Here is a 19608-nt window from a genome sequence, read left to right on the forward strand (position 1 = left end):
CTCTTTATCCAGTTGTTATTCGCCGAGAGCATCTTCGAGGAAGGCGGCAAGCTGCGCCAGATGCTTCGACATAAGTCCCGTCGCCGGTGAGGCGGCGGCCGGGCGGCCGGTGTAACGCACGCGCTGGTGCCTGGCGTCGATATGGGCCAGAACCCATTCCAGATAGGGATCGATGAACGACCAGGCGCCCATGTTCTTGGGCTCCTCCTGGCACCACACCATTTCCGCGTTGCGGAAGCGCGACAGCTCGGTGATCAGCGCCTTTGCCGGGAACGGGTAGAGCTGCTCGACGCGCAACAGATAGATGTCGTTGATGCCGCGCTTCTCGCGCTCCTCGTAGAGGTCATAGTAGACCTTGCCCGAGCACAGCACGACGCGGCGGATCTTGGAATCCTTGACCAGCTTGATCGGCTGGTCGCCCAGATATTGCGCGTCGTCCCAGAGCAGGCGGTGGAAGGAGCTTTCGCCCGACAGTTCCGCAATCGTCGACACGGCGCGCTTGTGGCGCAGCAGCGACTTGGGCGTCATCAGGATCAGCGGCTTGCGGAAGTCGCGCTTGAGCTGCCGGCGCAGGATATGGAAGTAGTTGGCCGGCGTCGTGCAGTAGGCGACCTGCATGTTGTCCTCGGCGCAGAGCTGGAGGAAGCGCTCGAGACGGGCGGAGGAGTGCTCCGGCCCCTGACCTTCGTAGCCATGCGGCAGCAGGCACACGAGGCCCGACATGCGCAGCCACTTTCGTTCGCCCGAAGAGATGAACTGGTCGAACACCACCTGCGCGCCGTTGGCGAAGTCGCCGAACTGGGCTTCCCAAAGCGTCAGCGCCTTGGGCGCCGACAGCGAATAGCCGTATTCGAAGCCGAGCACCGCCTCTTCCGAGAGCATCGAGTTGATGACCTCGTAGCCGGCCTGCGCGGGCGACAGGTTGTTCAGCGGAATATAGCGATTTTCGTCGCGCTGGTCGTAGAGCACCGAGTGACGCTGCGAGAAGGTGCCACGTTCGGAGTCCTGACCGGAAAGGCGGATCGGGTTGCCATCGAGCAGGATCGAGCCGAAGGCGAGCGCCTCGGCGGTTGCCCAGTCGATGCCTTCGCCGGTCTCGATGGCGTTGCGCCGGTTGTCGAGGAAGCGCTGGATGGTGCGGTGCACCTCGAAGTCCTTCGGAACCTCGGTCAGCTTCTTGCCGATCTCCTTCAGGGTCTTCACCGGAACGGCGGTCTTGCCGCGGCGCAATTCGTCCTGATTGTCCGCAACGCGCAGGCCCGACCACACGCCGTCCAGCCAGTCCGCCTTGTTGGGCTTGTAGCTCTGGCCGGCCTCGAACTCCTCTTCAAGATGAGCGCGCCACTCCGCCTTCATCCGGGCGATCTCGTCCTGCGTGATGAGGCCCTCGGCGATCAGGCGATCCCCATAGAGCTGCACGGCCGTCTTGTGGGCGCGGATGGCGCGATACATGATCGGCTGCGTGAATGCCGGCTCGTCGCCTTCGTTGTGCCCGAAGCGGCGATAGCAGAACATGTCGATGACGACGGGCTTGTGGAATTTCATGCGGAATTCCGTCGCCACCTTGGCGGCGAAGACCACGGCTTCCGGGTCGTCTCCGTTGACATGGAAGATCGGCGCCTCGATCATCTTGGCGACGTCGGACGGGTAGGGCGACGAGCGCGAGAAGCGCGGGTTGGTGGTGAAACCGATCTGGTTGTTGATGATGACGTGCAGCGTGCCAGCGACACGATGGCCGCGCAGGCCGGAGAGGCCGAGGATTTCCGCGACAACACCCTGACCGGCGAATGCTGCGTCGCCATGGATCAGCAGCGGCAGAATCTTGGAGCGCTCTTCCAGCGGAACGATCTCCTCGCGGCTGCGGCCGAAGAGCTGGTCCTGCTTGGCGCGGGCCTTGCCCATCACCACCGGGTTGACGATTTCAAGGTGGGAAGGGTTGGCCGTCAGCGACAGGTGAACCTGATTGCCGTCGAAAACGCGATCCGACGAAGCGCCGAGGTGATACTTCACGTCCCCCGAGCCTTCCACGTCGTCCGGGGCGAAGGAGCCGCCCTTGAACTCGTGGAAGATGGCGCGGTGAGGCTTGGCCATCACCTGGGAGAGCACGTTGAGGCGGCCGCGATGGGCCATGCCGAGCACGATCTCCTTCATGCCGAGCGCACCGCCGCGCTTGATGATCTGCTCCAGCGCCGGGATGAGGGATTCGCCGCCGTCGAGGCCGAAGCGCTTGGTGCCCTTGTACTTCACGTCGATGAACTGCTCGAAGCCCTCGGCCTCGATCAGCTTGGACAGGATTGCCTTCTTGCCTTCGGCCGTGAAGGAGATTTCCTTGTCCGCGCCTTCGATGCGCTCCTGAATCCACGCCTTCTCCTCGGGATCGGAAATGTGCATGAACTCGACGCCCAGCGTCGAGCAATAGGTGCGGGTGAGGATGTCGAGCATCTGACGCACGGTGGCGTATTCGAGGCCCAGAACATTGTCGAGGAAGATCGGGCGGTCGTAATCGGCCTCGGTGAAGCCGTAGTTCTGCGGCGACAGCTCGTTGTAGTCCTCGAGCGGTTTGGCAAGGCCCAGCGGATCGAGATTGGCGTGCAGATGGCCGCGCATGCGGAAGGCGCGGATCATCATGATGGCATGAACGGAGTCGCGCGTGGCCTGATGCACGTCGGCATTGGCGAGCGGTCCGGCCGCTTCGGCGGCCTTTTCGCGAACCTTCTTGCCGATGACCTTCTCGATCAGGCCCCAGTCGCCGTCGAGCGCCGAAATCAGCTCGCCATTGGCCTGCACCGGCCAGTTGGGCTTCTTCCATGAAGCGCCCTCGGCGTTCTTCTTCACGATCGAGGCGTCGTCCTTCAGCGCGGCGAAGAAATCCTGCCACTCGGGATCGACGGCCGAGGGGTCGTCCTGCCATGCGGCATGCAGTGCCTCGATATAGTCGGCGTTGCCGCCATAGAGGAAGGAGGTGAGAGAGAATTGATCGTTGTTCTGGTCTTGTCTCGACATGTCGCTTCTTGAAGCCCTTGCTTCAGCTCCTTGCGTTTGCGGCTCTGCCGCATATGCCTGACGGTCCCGGCCGTCGCGTTAACCCTCTCCCCCTTGTCATTCGCGCCGGGCAGGAGGACCGCCCGGCGCGTCGATCAGCCCTTGATGGCTTCGACCAGGGTCTTCCCCAGTCGCGCCGGCGATGGGGAGACCCGGATGCCGGCCGCTTCCATGGCGGCGATCTTGTCCTCGGCTCCGCCCTTGCCGCCCGAGATCACGGCGCCGGCATGGCCCATGGTGCGGCCGGGAGGAGCGGTGCGGCCGGCGATGAAGCCTGCCATCGGCTTGCTTCGGCCGCGCTTTGCCTCGTCGCGCAGGAACTGCGCGGCGTCTTCCTCGGCGGAACCGCCGATCTCGCCGATCATGATGATCGACTGGGTCTCGTCGTCGGCAAGGAACATCTCCAGCACGTCGATGAACTCGGTGCCCTTGACCGGGTCGCCGCCGATGCCGACGGCCGTGGTTTGGCCGAGGCCCTCGTTGGTGGTCTGGAACACTGCCTCATAGGTAAGCGTTCCCGAGCGCGACACAACGCCGACCGAGCCCTTGCGGAAGATGTTGCCGGGCATGATGCCGATCTTGCACTCGTCGGGGGTGACGATGCCGGGGCAGTTCGGTCCGATCAGGCGCGACTCCGACTTGTCGAGCTTCGCCTTGACCTTGACCATGTCCATGACCGGGATGCCTTCGGTGATGCACACGATCAGCTCCATCTCGGCCTCGATGGCCTCGATAATGGCTGCCGCAGCACCCGCCGGCGGCACGTAGACGACCGAGGCGGTTGCGCCGGTCTTGTCCCTGCCTTCGGCCACGGATGCAAAGATCGGCAGGGTCTCGCCCTTTGCGCCGGTCCAGTTCTCGCCGCCCTTCTTGGGGTGGATGCCGCCGACCATCCTGGTGCCGTGATAGGCAAGCGCCTGCTCGGTGTGGAAGGTGCCGGTCTTGCCGGTCAGACCCTGAACGAGAACCTTGGTGTCTTTGTTGATGAGAATGGACATCTGGGGTCAGTTCCCTTTCACGGCCTTGACGATCTTCTGGGCGGCGTCATCGAGATCGTCCGCCGAGATGACGTTGAGGCCGCTCTCGTTGATGATCTTCTTGCCCAGTTCGACATTGGTACCTTCGAGGCGCACGACCAGCGGCACCTTGAGGCCCACTTCCTTGACGGCTGCGACAACGCCCTCGGCGATCACGTCGCACTTCATGATGCCGCCGAAGATGTTGACGAGGATGCCCTCGACGCGCGGATCGGCGGTGATGATCTTGAATGCCGCCGCGACCTTCTCCTTGCCGGCGCCGCCGCCGACGTCACAGAAATTGGCCGGCTCGGCCCCATAGAGCTTGATGATGTCCATCGTCGCCATGGCAAGGCCCGCGCCGTTGACCATGCAGCCGATGTTGCCGTCGAGGGCGACATAGGCGAGGTCCCACTTCGAGGCCTCGATTTCCTTGGAGTCTTCCTCGGTGATGTCGCGCAGTTCCTTCACGTCGTCGTGGCGGAACAGGGCGTTGCCGTCGAAGGAGACCTTGGCGTCGAGAACGCGCAGACGGCCGTTGGTCATGACGATCAGCGGGTTGATCTCGAGCAGGCTCATGTCCTTGTCGGAAAAAGCCTTGTAGAGCAGCGGGAACAGCTTCTTGCCGTCCTCGGCAGCCTCGCCGGACAGTTTCAGCGCGCCGTTGATCTTCGCGACGTCGGCATCGGTGACGCCCGTCTCGGGATCGATGGCGACGGTGATGATCTTCTCCGGCGTCGCCTCGGCCACAGCCTCGATGTCCATGCCGCCCTCGGTGGACACGACGAAGGCGACGCGGCCGACGGTGCGGTCGACCAGCAGCGACAGGTAAAGCTCGCGGTCGATGTCGGCGCCGTCTTCGATGTAGAGGCGGTTGACCTGCTTGCCGGCCGGGCCGGTCTGCTTGGTCACCAGCGTGTTGCCCAGCATTTCCTTTGCGTGGGCGACCACTTCCTCGACCGACTTGGCAAGGCGCACGCCGCCCTTGGCGTCGGGGCCGAGTTCCTTGAACTTGCCCTTGCCGCGGCCGCCGGCATGGATCTGGCTCTTCACCACATAAAGCGGGCCGGGAAGCTTCTTGGCCGCGGCTTCCGCCTCTTCGGCGGTGAAGATCGGCACGCCATCGGCGACGGGTGCGCCGTAGGCCTTCAGGAGCTGCTTGCCCTGATACTCATGGATATTCATTTGCAGGCCTTTCCTTGATTACTTCTGGGCAAGCTGCGGCGCGATGCCGGTGCAGGCCTCGGTGAGGCTCTGGACGGCGGCAAGCGACTTGTCGAACATCGCCTGCTCTTCCTTGTTGAACTCGAGCTCGATGATGCGCTCGACGCCGCCGGCGCCGATGACCACCGGAACGCCGACATAGGTGTCCTTCACGCCATACTGGCCGTTGAGGTGCGTTGCGCAGGGAAGCACCCGCTTCTTGTCCTTCAGGTAGCTCTCGGCCATGGCGATGGCCGAGGAGGCCGGAGCGTAATAGGCCGAACCGGTCTTGAGCAGGCCGACGATCTCGCCGCCGCCCTTGCGGGTGCGCTCGACGATGGCGTCCAGCTTCTCCTTGGAGGTCCAGCCCATCTTGACCAGATCGGGCAGCGGAATGCCGGCAACGGTGGAATAACGCACCATCGGCACCATGTCGTCGCCGTGGCCGCCCAGCGTCATGGCCGAAACGTCTTCAACGGAAACATTGAATTCCTCGGCGAGGAAATAGCGGAAGCGGGCGGAGTCCAGAACGCCGGCCATGCCCACCACATGGCTTTTCGGCAGGCCGGAGAACTTCTGAAGCGCCCAGACCATGGCGTCGAGCGGGTTGGTGATGCAGATGACGAAGGCGTTCGGTGCGTATTTGGCGATGCCGGCGCCGACCTGTTCCATCACCTTGAGGTTGATGCCCAGAAGATCGTCGCGGCTCATGCCCGGCTTGCGCGGCACGCCGGCGGTGACGATGCACACATCCGCACCCTCGATGCCGGCATAGTCGTTGACGCCGACATAGCGGGCGTCGAAACCATCGACCGGCGAGGACTCGGCGATGTCGAGACCCTTGCCCTGCGGAATGCCCTCGGCGATGTCGAACAGGACGACGTCGCCCAGTTCCTTCAGGCCGATCATGTGGGCGAGGGTGCCGCCAATCATGCCGGAGCCGATCAGTGCTATCTTCTTGCGTGCCATGTCAGGATGATTTCCCTTTGCTATGACGGCGCCGCGATGGCGTCGAGGTGAAGGCAGGTGGGATATGGAAAGCCCCGCGAATTTTCGCCGCACCCCATAGCCCCCGTGTCGAGAGAATTCAAACGGTTATTTCAACTCCTGAAATTTCAATCGTTTAGAACCGGTTTGAATTACGTAAGCGTCAAAATTCTGGCAACTTGTCCACGGGATGACAGCTTTTAAGCAGAAGATTGTCTCCAAATGGTGACGGGCTCCTTCAGGCCCCGCGCGCGGTTGCGTGCTCCCGCGTTGCGCCCGCCGGCGCCCTGTCGTTGCGTTTCGCCCACAGGTCGCGCCAGTCGCGGCTCTGCATCTCGATGAGGCGCGAGGCGGTGCGGTCGAACTCGAAGGCTTCGGTGCCCTGGCGGCCGACATAGAGAGCGGTGGGCGGCGCCTCGGCGCTCAGGACCAGCCGCAGCTGCTGGTCGTAGATCACGTCGATCAGCAGGATGAAGCGCTTGGCCTCGTTGCGGCGGCTTTCGTCCAGCACGGGAACATGGTCGATGAAGATCGTGGAATAGTGCGCGGCGATCGCCAGATAGTCGCGCGCGCCGAGCGGCTTTTCGCACAGCTCCGCGAAGCTGAAGCGGGCGGCCTCGCCGGCGGCGCGCGGCACCGGTATGGTGCGGCCCTTCACCTTGATGCTGGCAGGAGCGGTTGCGAGACCTTCGGTCATGGCCTCCCACGCCTCGTCGAGCGCGGCATCGGCGGCCGTATCGGCAGGGGTGATGTAGACCGGCAGGCTGTTCAGCTTCTCCAGCCGGTAGTCGGTGTCGATGTCGAGGTTCAGAACCTCGGCATGACGCTCCAGTATATCGATGAAAGGCAGGAAAAGCTGACGGTTAAGGCCATTGTGGTAGAGGTTTCGCGGCGCCACGTTCGAGGTCGCCACCAGCACCACGCCATTGTCGAACAGGGCCGAGAACAGCCTCGACAGGATCATGGCGTCGGCGATGTCGGTGACCGCGAACTCGTCGAAGCACAGCACCCAGGCTTCCGCGGCCAGCGCGCGCGCCACGGGCGGAATCGGGTCGTCTTCCTTGACGCTGCCGTCCCTGCGCGCCTGCCGGTGCTTCTGGATGCGGTCGTGCACATCGGCCATGAAGTCGTTGAAGTGGGCCCGGCGCTTGGCGCGTGCCGGGACCAGTTCGAAAAACATGTCCATCAGCATGGTCTTGCCGCGCCCGACGCCGCCATAGATGTAGAGGCCGCGCACTTCGGCCTTCTTTTCGCGCTTGCGGGCGAACAGCCAGCCGAGCGCGCTGGACTTCCTGGTGAGACGTCTCGCGGCGATCTCGTCGATCAGATTGTCGAGCCGGCCGGCGATGACGAGTTGCGCTTCGTCGCGGCGTACCGCACCGGTTTCGACACGGTGCAGGTAATTCTGCCTGACGGTCGCGCGCGTTTGGATACCGTCACGCAGATGCATTTTGATGTCGCCTGCGGACTATCTAGCGGGTCAGCGAAATGGGCATGCCATTGGAGGTCTGGCCATCGAAACGGCCGCCACCAGACGAGTAGAGGCGGGCCAGCGAGCCACCGTCCTGATCGTAAAGGGTAAGCTGCTTGCCGGCCACGTTCCACGATTTCACGCCGTCGACAGGCGCGGGGCAGCGCAGCGGGCCGGCCCGGTAGCCCTGGCCGAACTTGGTCTGCGGCGTCGCCACCTTGCAGCTCTGCCCGCTGACATTGACGGTCCAGACGCCGGCGACGCTGGCCGGTGTCAGGTCAGCTGCGGTTGCGGGCGCGCTGCCATCCGGCGGCAGGGATGCGACTTGCTGGTTCTGCTGCGGCGCGGCCGGAAACTGCGACGGATCGGTCGGAGCGCCGGGGCCCGTGGGAGGAGGAAGCTGGTTGGAGGAGATGGTGCCCGAGGGCGCAGGCTGCAGCGGCTCCGGGCGCGTGTTGTCCATGGAGGAGAAGCGCGAGCTCGTGCAACCGCTTGCCAGAAGTGCAGCGCCGATTGCCGCAATGGCACCCGTTCTCAGAAATTCCATAAAAACCTCCGCGGCCCTGACCGGCACCGTAAAAAAACTCGCCCCCTACCAATTCGGTGAAGGTGGCAGAATTTCAACGTCATATGGTTAAAATACGGTTTGTGTCAGCGATTGTTGTATCTTTGCCACAGCATTATCCGCCAAACCCGGCATATCTGTGGCTTGCCGGTTGCCGCAGGCCGAAACGCCCGGTTGTCCGAAAGGGCGGTCCGCACTGGTAATTCATGGTCGTTTCCGCCATATAGCGGGCTAACCAGACCTTTCGCGCAGGGAAACCGTTTTCCCCGAAAGGCACTCAATTTCAAAGGCTCACGGGCAGCGCGCAAGGCGCTTCCTGCAAGGCAAGCTGGAAACGAAACGGAAATGGCAGGTCCGGCCCCCTTCGCCAAGATGAACGGCATCGGCAACGAGATCATCGTCGCCGATATGCGTGGCCGTGCCGACCGTGTTTCGCCGCGGGCGGCGCTTACGCTTGCAGCCGATGCCGCGACGCATTTCGACCAGATCATGGCCATCCATGACGCCCGCACGCCGGGTACGGACAATTTCATCGAGATCCTGAATGCGGACGGCTCGTCGGCACAGGCTTGCGGCAACGGCACGCGCTGTGTCGTGCAGGCTCTGGCGGCCGAAACGGGGAAAGGCATCTTCACCTTCGAGACCGTGGCCGGCATTCTCAACGCGCGCCAGCACGAGGACGGGCTGATCTCCGTCGACATGGGCAAGCCGCGCTTCGGCTGGCAGGAAATACCGCTGGCGGAGGAGTTCCGCGACACGCGCATGATCGAATTGCAGGTCGGGCCGATCGATGCCCCGGTGCTGCACTCGCCCTCCGCCGTATCGATGGGCAATCCGCATGCCATCTTCTGGGTCGACAGGGATGTGTGGTCCTACGAGCTCGACCGCTTCGGGCCGCTGCTGGAAAACCACCCGCTGTTTCCCGAGCGCGCCAATATCACCATCGCGCAGGTGACCGGGCCGGATCATCTCACGATCCGCACCTGGGAACGGGGCGCGGGCCTGACGAGGGCGTGCGGCTCGGCCGCCTGCGCCGCCGCCGTGGCCGCCGCCCGCACCCGCCGCACCGGATGCAGCGTTGCCCTGACAGCGCCGGGCGGTCCGCTCCATGTCGAATGGCGCGACGATGATCATGTCGTGCTGACGGGCGCTGCCGAATGGGAGTTTTCCGGCACATTCGATCCGGCTACGGGTGCATGGCAGCGCGATGCCGGGAGCGCGGCCTGATGAGCGGCGGCGACCCCATACAGCAGGACAAGGGCATCGAGGTCGTCACCTTCGGCTGCCGGCTGAACACCTACGAATCCGAGGTGATGCGCCGCGAGGCTACCGCCGCCGGGCTCGGCGAGCTCGCCGGCGGGGCGATCATCTTCAACACCTGCGCGGTGACGGCGGAAGCGGTGCGGCAGGCCAGGCAGTCGATCCGCAAGGCACGGCGCGAGAACCCGGAGGCCCGCATCATCGTCACCGGCTGCGCGGCGCAGACCGGGCCGCAGGATTTCGTGGCCATGGACGAGGTCGACCTCGTTCTGGGCAACGAGGAGAAGCTGAAAAGCCACTCCTATCGCGCCTTGCCGGATTTCGGCGTCAACCTGTTCGAGAAGGCGCGGGTCAACGACATTTTTTCGGTGCGCGAGACGGCCTCGCACATGGTCGATGCCATCGAGGGCCGCGCGCGGGCCTTCGTGCAGGTTCAGAACGGCTGCGACCATCGCTGCACCTTCTGCATCATCCCCTACGGACGCGGCAATTCACGCTCCGTGCCGATGGGCGCGGTGGTGGAGCAGGTCAAGCGTCTGGCCGGCAACGGCTATGCCGAGGTGGTGCTGTCGGGCGTCGACATGACCAGCTATGGCGCGGACCTGCCGGGCGCGCCGAAGCTCGGAAGGCTGGTGAAGGCGATCCTCGCCCAGGTGCCCGACGTGAAGCGGCTGCGTCTTTCCTCCATCGATTCCATCGAGGCCGATGACGAGCTGCTCGAAGTGGTGGCCTGCGAAAAGCGGCTGATGCCGCATCTGCATCTTTCGCTTCAGGCGGGCGACGATCTGACCCTGAAGCGCATGAAGCGCCGGCATCTGCGCGACGATTCGATCCGGTTTTGCGCGCAGGTGCGCAGGCTGCGCCCCGATATCGTGTTTGGCGCCGACATCATCGCCGGCTTTCCGACCGAGACCGAGGAGATGTTCCAGCGCTCGCTCGACATCGTGGAGGAATGCGGCCTTACCCATCTGCACGTCTTTCCCTTCAGTCCGCGCGAGGGCACGCCGGCGGCGCGCATGCCGCAGGTGCGGCGCGAGGTGGTGAAGGAGCGGGCGGCCCGGTTGCGGGCGGCGGGCGAGACCGCCTATCGCCGCCACCTGGCTGCGCTCGCCGGCACGGTCCAGTCGATCCTGATCGAACGCGACGGGCTTGGCCGCACGGAAGGCTTCACGCTGGCTGCTATCGCTGCCGGCCAGCCGGGCGAGATCATCGAGGCGGTGGTGACCGGCAATGACGGCGCGCAGCTTCAGGCGGTGCCGCTGGCCGCACGCGCGGCCTGATTCAGGGAAACGGAATGGCGTTCGACTTCATCAAGAAGGTCTTTTCCTTTGGCAGGAAGGAAGCGGAGAAACCGGCCGAGTCTGTCCCGCCGCAGCTACCTGAATCGGATGTAACACAGCCGGCACCGGAGCAGCTTCCGGCGGCGCCGCCCGCACCTGTCGTCGAGGCCGAACCCGCTGCCGAGGCCGCGAAGCCGGAAAAGCACGAAGACCCTCGGCCGGAACCGGCGGATGCGGCTGCCGAACCGGACGCAGATACCGAGCAGGTTGCGAAATCTGCGCATGAGGACTTGCCAGTCGAGCCCTCGGAGGTTTCGCTCAAAGAGCCAGAGCCAGAGCCAGAGCCAGAGCCAGAGCCAGAGCCAGAGCCAGAGCCAGAGCCAGAGCCAGAGCCAGAGCCAGAGCCAGAGCCAGAGCCAGAGCCAGTCGCTGCGGCGGTCGAGGCCGAAGCGATCGTGCCGGCTGACGGGGAGGAAACCGAAACCGCCTCCGCGCCGAAGCCCGCTGCCGGCAAAGTGACGGTGGCTAAGAAGGTCGAGGAGACGGCACAAGCACAGCCGGCACCCGTTGAAGCGCCGCGCAAGTCGTGGTTCCAGCGCATGAAGGAGGGGCTGGCCCGCTCCTCGCGCGAGCTTTCCGGCAACATCGCCGGCGTGTTCACCAAGCGCAAGCTGGACGAGGACACGCTTCAGGACCTCGAGGACGTGCTGATCCGCGCCGATCTCGGCGTCGAGACGGCGCTGCGCGTCACCGACGCGCTGGCGGCCAGCCGCTATGGCAAGGATGTGTCCGACGCGGATGTGCGCGCCGTCATGGCGACGGAAGTGGAGAAGGTGCTGGCGCCGGTGGCGAAGCCGCTGGAGCTCGACCTGTCGCACAAGCCGCATGTCATTCTGGTTGTCGGCGTCAACGGCACAGGCAAGACCACCACCATCGGCAAGCTTGCCGCCAAGCTTACCGAGGGCGGGCTTTCCGTCATGCTGGCGGCGGGCGATACGTTCCGCGCGGCGGCCATCGAGCAGCTCAGGATATGGGGCGAGCGCACCAATTCCCCGGTGATTGCGACGAAGCTCGGCGCCGATGCCGCCGGCCTTGCCTACGATGCCTTCGAGCAGGCCAGGGCAGCCGGCTCCGACGTGCTGATCATCGACACGGCCGGCCGTCTTCAGAACAAGACCGAACTGATGGCCGAGCTTGAGAAGATCGTGCGCGTGCTCGGCAAGCTCGACCCGGAGGCGCCGCATACGGTGTTGCAGACGGTCGACGCCACAACCGGCCAGAATGCGCTCAATCAGGTCGAGATCTTCCGCAACGTCGCCGGTGTCAACGGTCTGGTGATGACAAAGCTGGACGGTACGGCGCGGGGCGGTATTCTTGTCGCCATCGCGGCGAAGCACAAGCTGCCGGTCTATTTCATCGGCGTCGGTGAAGGGGTGGACGATCTCGAACCCTTCTCGGCAGGTGATTTCGCGAAAGCCATCGCAGGAACTGAATAGGGCGCGGCATCGCGCATGAAACGTGCAAGCGAACGAAGTGACAGGTAGCGAGCCTCAATGAACGAACCCCTATTCGAGCGTGATCCTTCCGAAACCCGGAATTCCGGCAAGGAGGGCGTCAATCCGCTGCTGAAGCTGGCGCTGGAACTCGGGCCGCTTCTGGTCTTCTTCTTCGCAAATTCGCGGGGCGAATGGCTGGCTGAAAAATTCCCGGTTCTGGCGGAGTTCGGCGGGCCGATCTTCATCGCCACCGGCCTGTTCATGGCCGCGACGGCGCTGGCGCTGGGCATCTCGTGGCTGCTGACTCGCACCCTGCCGGTCATGCCGCTGGTGTCGGGTGTCGTGGTGCTGGTGTTCGGCGCACTCACGCTCTACCTGCAGGACGAGCTTTTCATCAAGATGAAGCCGACCATCGTGAACACCCTGTTCGGCGTCACCCTGCTTGGCGGCCTGGCCTTCGGCAAGTCGCTGCTGGGCTATGTGTTCGATTCCGCGTTCCGGCTGGATGCCGAGGGCTGGCGCAAGCTCACCCTGCGCTGGGGCGTGTTCTTCCTGTTCCTCGCCGTGGTCAACGAGATTGTGTGGCGCATGTTCTCGACCGATTTCTGGGTGGCATTCAAGGTCTGGGGCATCATGCCCATCACCATCGTTTTCACCATGAGCCAGATGCCGCTCATCATGCGGCATTCGCTCGACGAGGCTTCCGGGAAGAAATAGCTTTTGTGAAATCGCAACCAGCTTCAGGGCTGAGCGGCCAGCGCCTTCTCGATCTCGGGCATGAGCCTGTCCGTCACCGAGGCGGGGGTGAGCGGGCCGACATGCTTGTAGGCGATGCGGCCGTCCTTGCCGACAAGGAAGGTTTCCGGCACGCCGTAGACACCCCAGTCGATGCCGGCGCGGCCATTGTCGTCGGTGCCGATGGCCGTGTAGGGGTTGCCGAGGTCCGTCAGGAACTGCAAGGCATTGGCCGGCTTGTCCTTGTAATTCAGCCCGGCAACGCTGAAGCGACCGTCGCGCCCAAGCTCCATCATCATGGGGTGCTCGTCGCGGCAGGGTACGCACCATGAGGCGAAGACGTTGACCAGTGTCACCTTGCCGGCGAACTCTCCGGAGTCGAGGCCGGGCAGGTTCGTTCCGGGCAGGGGCGGCAATCGGGTGGCGGGTGCCTGTTCGCCGATCAGGGCCGACGGGATTTCGGAAATGTCGCGGCCTGACAGCAACTGCATCAGGAAGACGCCGCAAAGGGCGAGGAACAGCCCGAGCGGCAGCAGAAGAAACAGCCGCCGCGAGGCGGGTCCGGGCGCTTCCTTGCTCACGGCTTCGGAGCCTTGCGGGCGGAGCGGCGGCGCACGCCGGCGGCTTCCAGTTCGGCCAGTTCCCGGCGGCGCGCGCGCTGGTCGAGCAATATCCAGCCGATCAGGCATCCCAGCACCAGAACGGTGATCCCGTAGGCAGCCGCGACATAGAGGTCGTGCGTCGTCACGGCCGCACCTCCTGCGTCCGGATGCCGGTCAAGGATGGCTCGTTCAGGGTTGCCATGGCTTTCCTTGAAGCATGTCGCGATGTCCATGTCGCGATGTCCGGGGCTGCCTCGCGGCAGTCTCCCTTGTTCGTCGGACAAGGTTTAGCGTTCCGGTTTGCGCCATGCAATCAGTCGCTGGTGCGACGTAACGCCAGTGCCGCGCCCAGCGGCCCGATCACGGCGAGGAACAGCGTCAGCGCGACGAGGATCAGGAAGGGCTGCAGGAAGGGGGCGGGGTCTTCCGTCGCGCCGTAGCTTGCCGAGACCCCGAAGATCAGCGCCGGAATGGTCAGCGGCAGGACGAGGATCGAGATGAGGAGGCCGCCGCGCGGCAGCGCCACGGCAACGGCTGCACCCGCAGCGCCGATGAAGGTGATGGCCGGCGTGCCGGCGAGCAGGGTGAGCGCCGTGGCTCCGATCGCCAGCGGCTCCATGTTCATGAAAAGGCCGAGCAGGGGTGCCGCGACCACCAGCGGCAGCACCGAGCCGGTCCAGTGGGCGAGGCATTTGACCAGTACGGTCAGCGCCAGCATGTGGCGGTCCGCCTCCAGCACCAGAAGGTCGAGCGAGCCGTCATCGCGGTCGGCCTGGAACAGCCGGTCGAGGCCGAGCAGCGATGCCAGCAGCGCGCCGATCCACAGGATCGCCGGGCCAATGCGCGAAAGCAGGTTGAGATCGGGTCCGACGCCAAAGGGGATGGTGGCAATCACGGCGAGGAAGAAGACGATGCCGGTCAGGGCGCCGCCGCCGACGCGCATGGAAAGGCGAAGGTCCCGCAGGAAGAGAGCTAGCATGGGCCGTTGTTTCCCGCGGCGGGCCGCTGACATGCGGCGGCGGTCATGCCGGGCGCGGGGGCACAGTGTTCACCCATGAGGTCGCGTTCCCATATCCAGAGACTTCACTCCCTCGATCCCGAGCGGCAGGTGTGTTGCGGCGACGATGATGCCACCTTCGTCGAGATGCTGGTCCATCATTTCGGCAAGCCGTTTCTCGGATGCCTTGTCGAGGCCGGCGGTCGGTTCGTCAAGCAGCCAGACCGGCCGGCGGCTCACCAGCAGGCGGGCCAGTGCCGCGCGCCGCTTCTGGCCTGTGGAAAGATAGCCGAAGGGCAGGTGGCCGATATGCCCGAGGCCGACTTCCTCCAGCGCTTCGGCGATGGCGAGCGCCGGTTCGCCGGCAAAACGTTGCCAGAAATCGAGGTTCTCGTTCACGGTCAGCGCGGTCTTCATGGCGTTGAGGTGGCCTATGTAATGGCAGGCCGAAGACGGTGTAGGCCATTTCTCGCCGCCGCCCTCGAAGCGCACCTTGCCTTCGGAGGCGGGAAGAAGGTCCGCGACCACCCGCAGCAGCGTGGACTTGCCCGAGCCGTTGGGGCCGGTGACGATCAGCGCTTCGCCATCTTCGAGAGCGAATTCCACATTGGCGAAAACGGTCTCTCCACCGCGTTCTCCCGCCAGATTTTCAGCTATCAGCCGCATTGGTCCTCTCTACCCGCAGAGCGTGTGGGCGCACCCTCATGGTGCGTCAAAATTGCCCAAACACCGTCTAGAACTATTCCAGGATATTCACTATATCCAGCTTACCAACCCCAGCGGTCGGGGAAGGCAAACCATATTGCGCCGAACCGGTGCGCGAGCCGCCTTGAACGGCCCGAGCGCTGGGAGCGGACAGCGGAAATGGCCGTACCCGCACCTTTGCGCGTGATGAGCATGCCATCGGAGTCCGTTCCCAATCAGGCTGAACGACTTTAGGATGGGATCGCACGTGTCCAAATCTCTCGATAGCTTCAATTGCCGCCGCACGCTGACCGCTGCCGGCACCGAATATGTCTACTACGATCTGCTCGAGGCCGAGAAGAACGGCCTTGATGGTGTTTCCCGGCTTCCTTATTCGATGAAGGTGCTTCTGGAGAACCTTCTGCGCAACGAGGATGGCCGCTCCGTTACAAAGGAATCGATCCAGGCCGTCGCCGACTGGCTGAGCGACAAGGGCACCGCCGGTGTCGAGATCGCCTATCGTCCCGCCCGCGTGCTGATGCAGGACTTCACCGGCGTGCCCGCGGTGGTCGACCTTGCCGCCATGCGCGACGGCATCGCCTCGCTCGGCGGCGACCCGCAGAAGATCAATCCGCTGGTGCCGGTGGATCTGGTCATCGACCACTCGGTCATCGTCGACGAGTTCGGCACGCCGCTGGCCTTCGCCCGCAACGTCGAGCTCGAATATGAGCGCAACGAGGAGCGCTACAAGTTCCTGAAGTGGGGCCAGCAGGCGTTCGACAACTTCCGCGTCGTGCCGCCCGGCACCGGCATCTGCCATCAGGTGAACCTCGAATATCTCGGACAGGTCGTGTGGGCGAAGGACGAGGACGGCGCAACCACGGCCTATCCCGACACCTGCGTCGGCACCGATTCCCACACCACCATGATCAACGGCCTGGGCGTTCTGGGCTGGGGCGTCGGCGGCATCGAGGCAGAGGCGGCCATGCTGGGCCAGCCTGTCTCCATGCTGCTGCCCGAGGTCATCGGCTTCCGCCTCACCGGCAAGCTGAAGGAAGGTGTCACCGCCACCGATCTCGTGCTCACCGTCACGCAGATGCTGCGCAAGAAGGGTGTGGTCGGCAAGTTCGTCGAGTTCTTCGGCCCCGGCCTCTCCAACATGACGCTGGCCGATCGCGCCACCATCGGCAACATGTCACCGGAATATGGCGCGACCTGCGGCTTCTTCCCTGTCGATGCAGAAACCGTGCGCTATCTGACGATGTCGGGCCGTCACGAGGACCGCATTGCGCTGGTCGAGACCTATTCGAAGGCGCAGGGCATGTGGCGCGACGACAGCTCGCAGGATCCCGTCTTCACCGACACGCTCGAGCTCGACCTCGGCGACGTGGTGCCGTCCATGGCCGGCCCCAAGCGTCCCGAGGGCCGTCAGGCGCTGGAGGACATCCCCGCCGGCTTCGCCAAGGCGATGGAGACCGAGTACAAGAAGGCCGCCGACATGCACAGGCGCTATGCGGTTGAAGGCACGGACTATGATCTCGGTCATGGCGACGTGGTGATCGCGGCGATTACCTCCTGCACCAACACCTCCAACCCCTCGGTGCTTATCGGCGCCGGCCTGCTCGCCCGCAACGCCAACCGTCTCGGCCTCAGGCAAAAGCCGTGGGTGAAGACCTCGCTGGCGCCGGGCTCGCAGGTCGTGGCGGAATATCTCGAGAAATCGGGCCTGCAGAAGGAGCTTGACCAGATCGGCTTCAACCTGGTCGGCTTCGGCTGCACCACCTGCATCGGCAACTCCGGCCCGCTGCCCGCGTCCATCTCCAGGACCATCAACGACAAGGGCCTGATCGCAGCGGCCGTTCTGTCCGGCAACCGCAACTTCGAGGGCCGTGTCTCTCCGGACGTCCAGGCAAACTATCTCGCCTCGCCGCCGCTGGTGGTGGCGCATGCGCTGGCCGGAACCGTCACGAAGGACCTGACCAAGGAGCCGCTCGGTGAGGACCGCGACGGCAACCCGGTCTATCTGCGCGACATCTGGCCGACATCGGCCGAGATCAACGAGTTCATCGAGAAGAACGTCACCCGCGAGCTGTTCGCCCGCAAGTATGCCGACGTCTTCAAGGGCGACGAGAACTGGCAGAAGGTACAGGCTCCGGAAGGCCAGACCTATTCGTGGGACGACAACTCGACCTACGTTCAGAACCCGCCCTATTTCGTGGGCATGGGCAAGGGCGTCGGCAAGGTTTCCGACATCAGGGGGGCGCGCATCCTTGGCCTGTTCGGCGACAAGATCACCACCGACCACATCTCGCCGGCCGGCTCGATCAAGGCTGCCTCTCCGGCTGGCAAATACCTGCTCGACCATGGGGTGAACGTTGCCGACTTCAACCAGTACGGCACGCGCCGCGGCAACCATGAGGTGATGATGCGCGGCACTTTCGCCAACATCCGCATCCGCAACCACATGCTGGGCGAGAACGGCAAGGAAGGCGGCTACACGATCCACTATCCTTCCAAGGAAGAGATGTCGATCTACGACGCCGCCATGGAGTACAAGAAGGAAGGCGTGCCGCTGGTCATCTTCGCCGGCGTCGAATACGGCAACGGCTCGTCACGCGACTGGGCGGCCAAGGGCACCAACCTGCTCGGCGTGCGCGCCGTGATCGCCCAGTCCTTCGAGCGCATCCACCGCTCCAATCTGGTCGGCATGGGCATCATCCCCTTCGTGTTCGAGGAAGGCACCTCCTGGGCCTCGCTCAACCTCAAGGGCGACGAGCTGGTCGAAATCGACGGCGTGGAGACCATCAAGCCGCGCCAGAAGATGGTGGCGAAGATCACCTACGCCGACGGTTCGGTGAAGGAGGTTCCGATCCTGTGCCGCATCGATACGCTGGACGAGCTTGACTACTACAAGAACGGCGGCATCCTGCAATATGTGCTGCGCGATCTTGCCGCGTAATCCTGCTTCGGGCGGGGCATCGGACTGATCCGAAAACCGGAATCCGCTTTTCGGTTCCATGCTTCGGCTGACAATGAAAGGCCGCCGACTACAGCCGGCGGCCTTTCACGTTTCATGAGGTTTTTCTCACCGCAACGTGACTTTCCGTTGAGCGCCGCATCTGCCAAACAGGTCGGCAAACAAAACCCAGCCGGGGAAGCCGGCGGATTCGGAAATCGCCATGCCAATCGGAACATCGCTGCGGCTTAGCCTCGTTGCGCTCGCGCTCGCGCTCGCGCTGTCGCTGGTCTGCGGGCGGGCCGTGGCGGCCGAAGCCTGGCTTTCGGTCGAGACACCGGCGGGCGTGGTGGAGCTGTTCACCAGCCAGGGCTGCAATTCCTGCCCGCCCGCCGACAGGTTCTTCGCGGAACTGGCCGGCAGGGACGATATCGTGGCGCTTGCCTACCATGTCGACTACTGGGACTATCTCGGCTGGCACGACACGCTGAGCAGCAAGGACAATACAGAGCGCCAATACGCCTACATGCGCGCCTTCGGCGGCCGTTCGATCTACACGCCCCAGGCGGTCATCAACGGCCGCGCCCATGTCAATGGCGCCAACCGCGCTGCGGTGACCGGCGCGCTTTCCATGCTGAAATCCTCCGGCAACGGCATGCTGGTGCCTATCCAGGTGGCGCGGGAAGGAGACGGCGTGATCATCGAGACCGGGGATGCCGATCCCGGCGTCGACCTGCCTGACAGCGCGCATGTGATTCTGGCCTATTTCGAACCGCCACAGACGGTGGAAATCGGGCGCGGCCGAAATCGCGGCCGGCAGATGACATACTGGAATGCGGTTTCGTCCATCCAGACCGCCGGCATGTGGCATGGCAAGGCGCAGCGCTACGAATTGCCGGCCAGCGAGGTGATGAAGAAGGGGGGATGCGCCGTCCTGCTGCAGTCGGTCGCCCGGGACGGCCTGCCCGGCCCGATCATCGGGGCGGCATTCGTCAACCGGACGAAACCGTAAAGCCGCAACGATTTGGGAATAGCGAAGGAGCGGAACCGCTCTTTGCATGCCGAGGTTGGTTCGATCCGACTCAGGCCCGTGGGCGGGGGGCTTGGGGGTTACGAGCCAGTGCCGGACCGAACCGTCTCAGGCAACGGGGGTAGACTCGTTTCACAATGGGGCGGGAGCGCGGATAAAAAATGGCAAAAATGTGGCGATGAATCACCAATTCCAACACGCGTTCACAAATGTAAGCTGCAGCCTACGCATCCCGATGACATCGGACCGAGAGGCGCAGGGCAGTTTGCGGCAAACAACGCGAG

The 19608-nt window shown here is 64.2% G+C and carries 16 protein-coding genes; 6 read left to right on the top strand and 10 right to left on the bottom strand.

The window, feature by feature from the left end:
* Positions 1-15 precede the first annotated feature (15 nt).
* From DES43_RS15730 to DES43_RS15755, 6 genes are all read right to left on the bottom strand, one after another.
* Positions 16-3003 carry a 2-oxoglutarate dehydrogenase E1 component gene (locus DES43_RS15730; protein ID WP_035027292.1) on the bottom strand — a complete coding sequence of 996 codons (2988 nt, stop codon included), beginning with the start codon at positions 3001-3003 and terminating at the stop codon, positions 16-18.
* Positions 3004-3137: 134 nt separating this feature from the next.
* A complete protein-coding gene (gene sucD, locus DES43_RS15735; protein ID WP_035027294.1) occupies positions 3138-4040 on the bottom strand; it encodes a succinate--CoA ligase subunit alpha in 903 nt (300 codons plus the stop codon).
* Positions 4041-4046: 6 nt separating this feature from the next.
* Complete coding sequence (sucC, locus tag DES43_RS15740; RefSeq protein ID WP_035027296.1) at positions 4047-5243, bottom strand: ADP-forming succinate--CoA ligase subunit beta; 1197 nt, start codon at positions 5241-5243, stop codon at positions 4047-4049.
* Positions 5244-5261: 18 nt separating this feature from the next.
* Positions 5262-6230, bottom strand: coding sequence for a malate dehydrogenase (gene mdh / locus DES43_RS15745; RefSeq protein WP_035027298.1), 969 nt, complete (start codon positions 6228-6230; stop codon positions 5262-5264).
* 256 nt (positions 6231-6486) lie between these two features.
* Positions 6487-7698, bottom strand: coding sequence for a cell division protein ZapE (gene zapE, locus DES43_RS15750; RefSeq protein WP_035027300.1), 1212 nt, complete (start codon positions 7696-7698; stop codon positions 6487-6489).
* A gap of 22 nt (positions 7699-7720) precedes the next feature.
* On the bottom strand, positions 7721-8266 hold the full coding sequence (locus DES43_RS15755) for a protease inhibitor Inh/omp19 family protein (protein WP_035027303.1): 546 nt from the start codon (positions 8264-8266) through the stop codon (positions 7721-7723).
* Positions 8267-8629: 363 nt separating this feature from the next.
* On the opposite strand from DES43_RS15755, the gene dapF reads away from it, so the two are divergent.
* From dapF to DES43_RS15775, 4 genes are read left to right on the top strand one after another with little or no spacing between them, the layout of a single operon-like run.
* Positions 8630-9511 (top strand): diaminopimelate epimerase, encoded by an 882-nt coding sequence (dapF, locus tag DES43_RS15760; RefSeq protein ID WP_035027305.1) that lies wholly within the window; start codon positions 8630-8632, stop codon positions 9509-9511.
* On the top strand, positions 9511-10824 hold the full coding sequence (gene mtaB / locus DES43_RS15765) for a tRNA (N(6)-L-threonylcarbamoyladenosine(37)-C(2))-methylthiotransferase MtaB (RefSeq protein ID WP_035027307.1): 1314 nt from the start codon (positions 9511-9513) through the stop codon (positions 10822-10824). Before dapF ends, mtaB begins: the two co-directional genes overlap by 1 nt.
* Positions 10825-10838: 14 nt before the next feature.
* Positions 10839-12320 carry a signal recognition particle-docking protein FtsY gene (ftsY, locus tag DES43_RS15770; protein WP_133675792.1) on the top strand — a complete coding sequence of 494 codons (1482 nt, stop codon included), beginning with the start codon at positions 10839-10841 and terminating at the stop codon, positions 12318-12320.
* A gap of 57 nt (positions 12321-12377) precedes the next feature.
* Entirely contained in the window at positions 12378-13037 is a 660-nt protein-coding gene (locus DES43_RS15775; protein ID WP_035027311.1) for a septation protein A, read from the top strand.
* 23 nt (positions 13038-13060) lie between these two features.
* On the opposite strand, the gene DES43_RS15780 is transcribed toward DES43_RS15775, so the two are convergent.
* The 4 genes from DES43_RS15780 to ccmA all read right to left on the bottom strand — a co-directional run bounded on the left by DES43_RS15780 (position 13061) and on the right by ccmA (position 15320).
* Positions 13061-13636: a DsbE family thiol:disulfide interchange protein gene (locus DES43_RS15780; protein ID WP_035027313.1), complete on the bottom strand. Its 576-nt coding sequence runs from the start codon at positions 13634-13636 to the stop codon at positions 13061-13063.
* Positions 13633-13803, bottom strand: a complete 171-nt coding sequence (ccmD, locus tag DES43_RS15785; protein ID WP_035027455.1) for a heme exporter protein CcmD — start codon at positions 13801-13803, stop codon at positions 13633-13635. The genes DES43_RS15780 and ccmD overlap by 4 nt, the downstream gene beginning before the upstream one ends.
* 167 nt (positions 13804-13970) lie before the next feature.
* Positions 13971-14636: a heme exporter protein CcmB gene (gene ccmB / locus DES43_RS15790; RefSeq protein ID WP_035027315.1), complete on the bottom strand. Its 666-nt coding sequence runs from the start codon at positions 14634-14636 to the stop codon at positions 13971-13973.
* Positions 14637-14705: 69 nt separating this feature from the next.
* Positions 14706-15320, bottom strand: coding sequence for a heme ABC exporter ATP-binding protein CcmA (gene ccmA / locus DES43_RS15795; protein WP_035027317.1), 615 nt, complete (start codon positions 15318-15320; stop codon positions 14706-14708).
* A gap of 274 nt (positions 15321-15594) precedes the next feature.
* Between ccmA and acnA the strand changes: the two genes are divergently transcribed.
* Together acnA and DES43_RS15805 are read left to right on the top strand one after the other, a co-directional pair.
* Positions 15595-18297 carry an aconitate hydratase AcnA gene (gene acnA, locus DES43_RS15800; RefSeq protein WP_198027515.1) on the top strand — a complete coding sequence of 901 codons (2703 nt, stop codon included), beginning with the start codon at positions 15595-15597 and terminating at the stop codon, positions 18295-18297.
* A gap of 220 nt (positions 18298-18517) precedes the next feature.
* Positions 18518-19306 carry a DUF1223 domain-containing protein gene (locus DES43_RS15805; protein WP_035027319.1) on the top strand — a complete coding sequence of 263 codons (789 nt, stop codon included), beginning with the start codon at positions 18518-18520 and terminating at the stop codon, positions 19304-19306.
* Positions 19307-19608: the final 302 nt, after the last annotated feature.

It is taken from the genome of Aquamicrobium defluvii, from assembly GCF_004363725.1.
GTDB lineage: Bacteria > Pseudomonadota > Alphaproteobacteria > Rhizobiales > Rhizobiaceae > Mesorhizobium > Mesorhizobium defluvii.

Coding starts and splice junctions, on each gene's coding strand:
- DES43_RS15730 (WP_035027292.1), bottom strand. CDS start 3,003: ATGTCGAGACAAGACCAGAACAACGATCAATTCTCTCTCACCTCCTTC.
- sucD (WP_035027294.1), bottom strand. CDS start 4,040: ATGTCCATTCTCATCAACAAAGACACCAAGGTTCTCGTTCAGGGTCTG.
- sucC (WP_035027296.1), bottom strand. CDS start 5,243: ATGAATATCCATGAGTATCAGGGCAAGCAGCTCCTGAAGGCCTACGGC.
- mdh (WP_035027298.1), bottom strand. CDS start 6,230: ATGGCACGCAAGAAGATAGCACTGATCGGCTCCGGCATGATTGGCGGC.
- zapE (WP_035027300.1), bottom strand. CDS start 7,698: ATGCATCTGCGTGACGGTATCCAAACGCGCGCGACCGTCAGGCAGAAT.
- DES43_RS15755 (WP_035027303.1), bottom strand. CDS start 8,266: ATGGAATTTCTGAGAACGGGTGCCATTGCGGCAATCGGCGCTGCACTT.
- dapF (WP_035027305.1), top strand. CDS start 8,630: ATGGCAGGTCCGGCCCCCTTCGCCAAGATGAACGGCATCGGCAACGAG.
- mtaB (WP_035027307.1), top strand. CDS start 9,511: ATGAGCGGCGGCGACCCCATACAGCAGGACAAGGGCATCGAGGTCGTC.
- ftsY (WP_133675792.1), top strand. CDS start 10,839: ATGGCGTTCGACTTCATCAAGAAGGTCTTTTCCTTTGGCAGGAAGGAA.
- DES43_RS15775 (WP_035027311.1), top strand. CDS start 12,378: ATGAACGAACCCCTATTCGAGCGTGATCCTTCCGAAACCCGGAATTCC.
- ccmB (WP_035027315.1), bottom strand. CDS start 14,636: ATGCTAGCTCTCTTCCTGCGGGACCTTCGCCTTTCCATGCGCGTCGGC.
- ccmA (WP_035027317.1), bottom strand. CDS start 15,320: ATGCGGCTGATAGCTGAAAATCTGGCGGGAGAACGCGGTGGAGAGACC.
- acnA (WP_198027515.1), top strand. CDS start 15,595: ATGGGATCGCACGTGTCCAAATCTCTCGATAGCTTCAATTGCCGCCGC.
- DES43_RS15805 (WP_035027319.1), top strand. CDS start 18,518: ATGCCAATCGGAACATCGCTGCGGCTTAGCCTCGTTGCGCTCGCGCTC.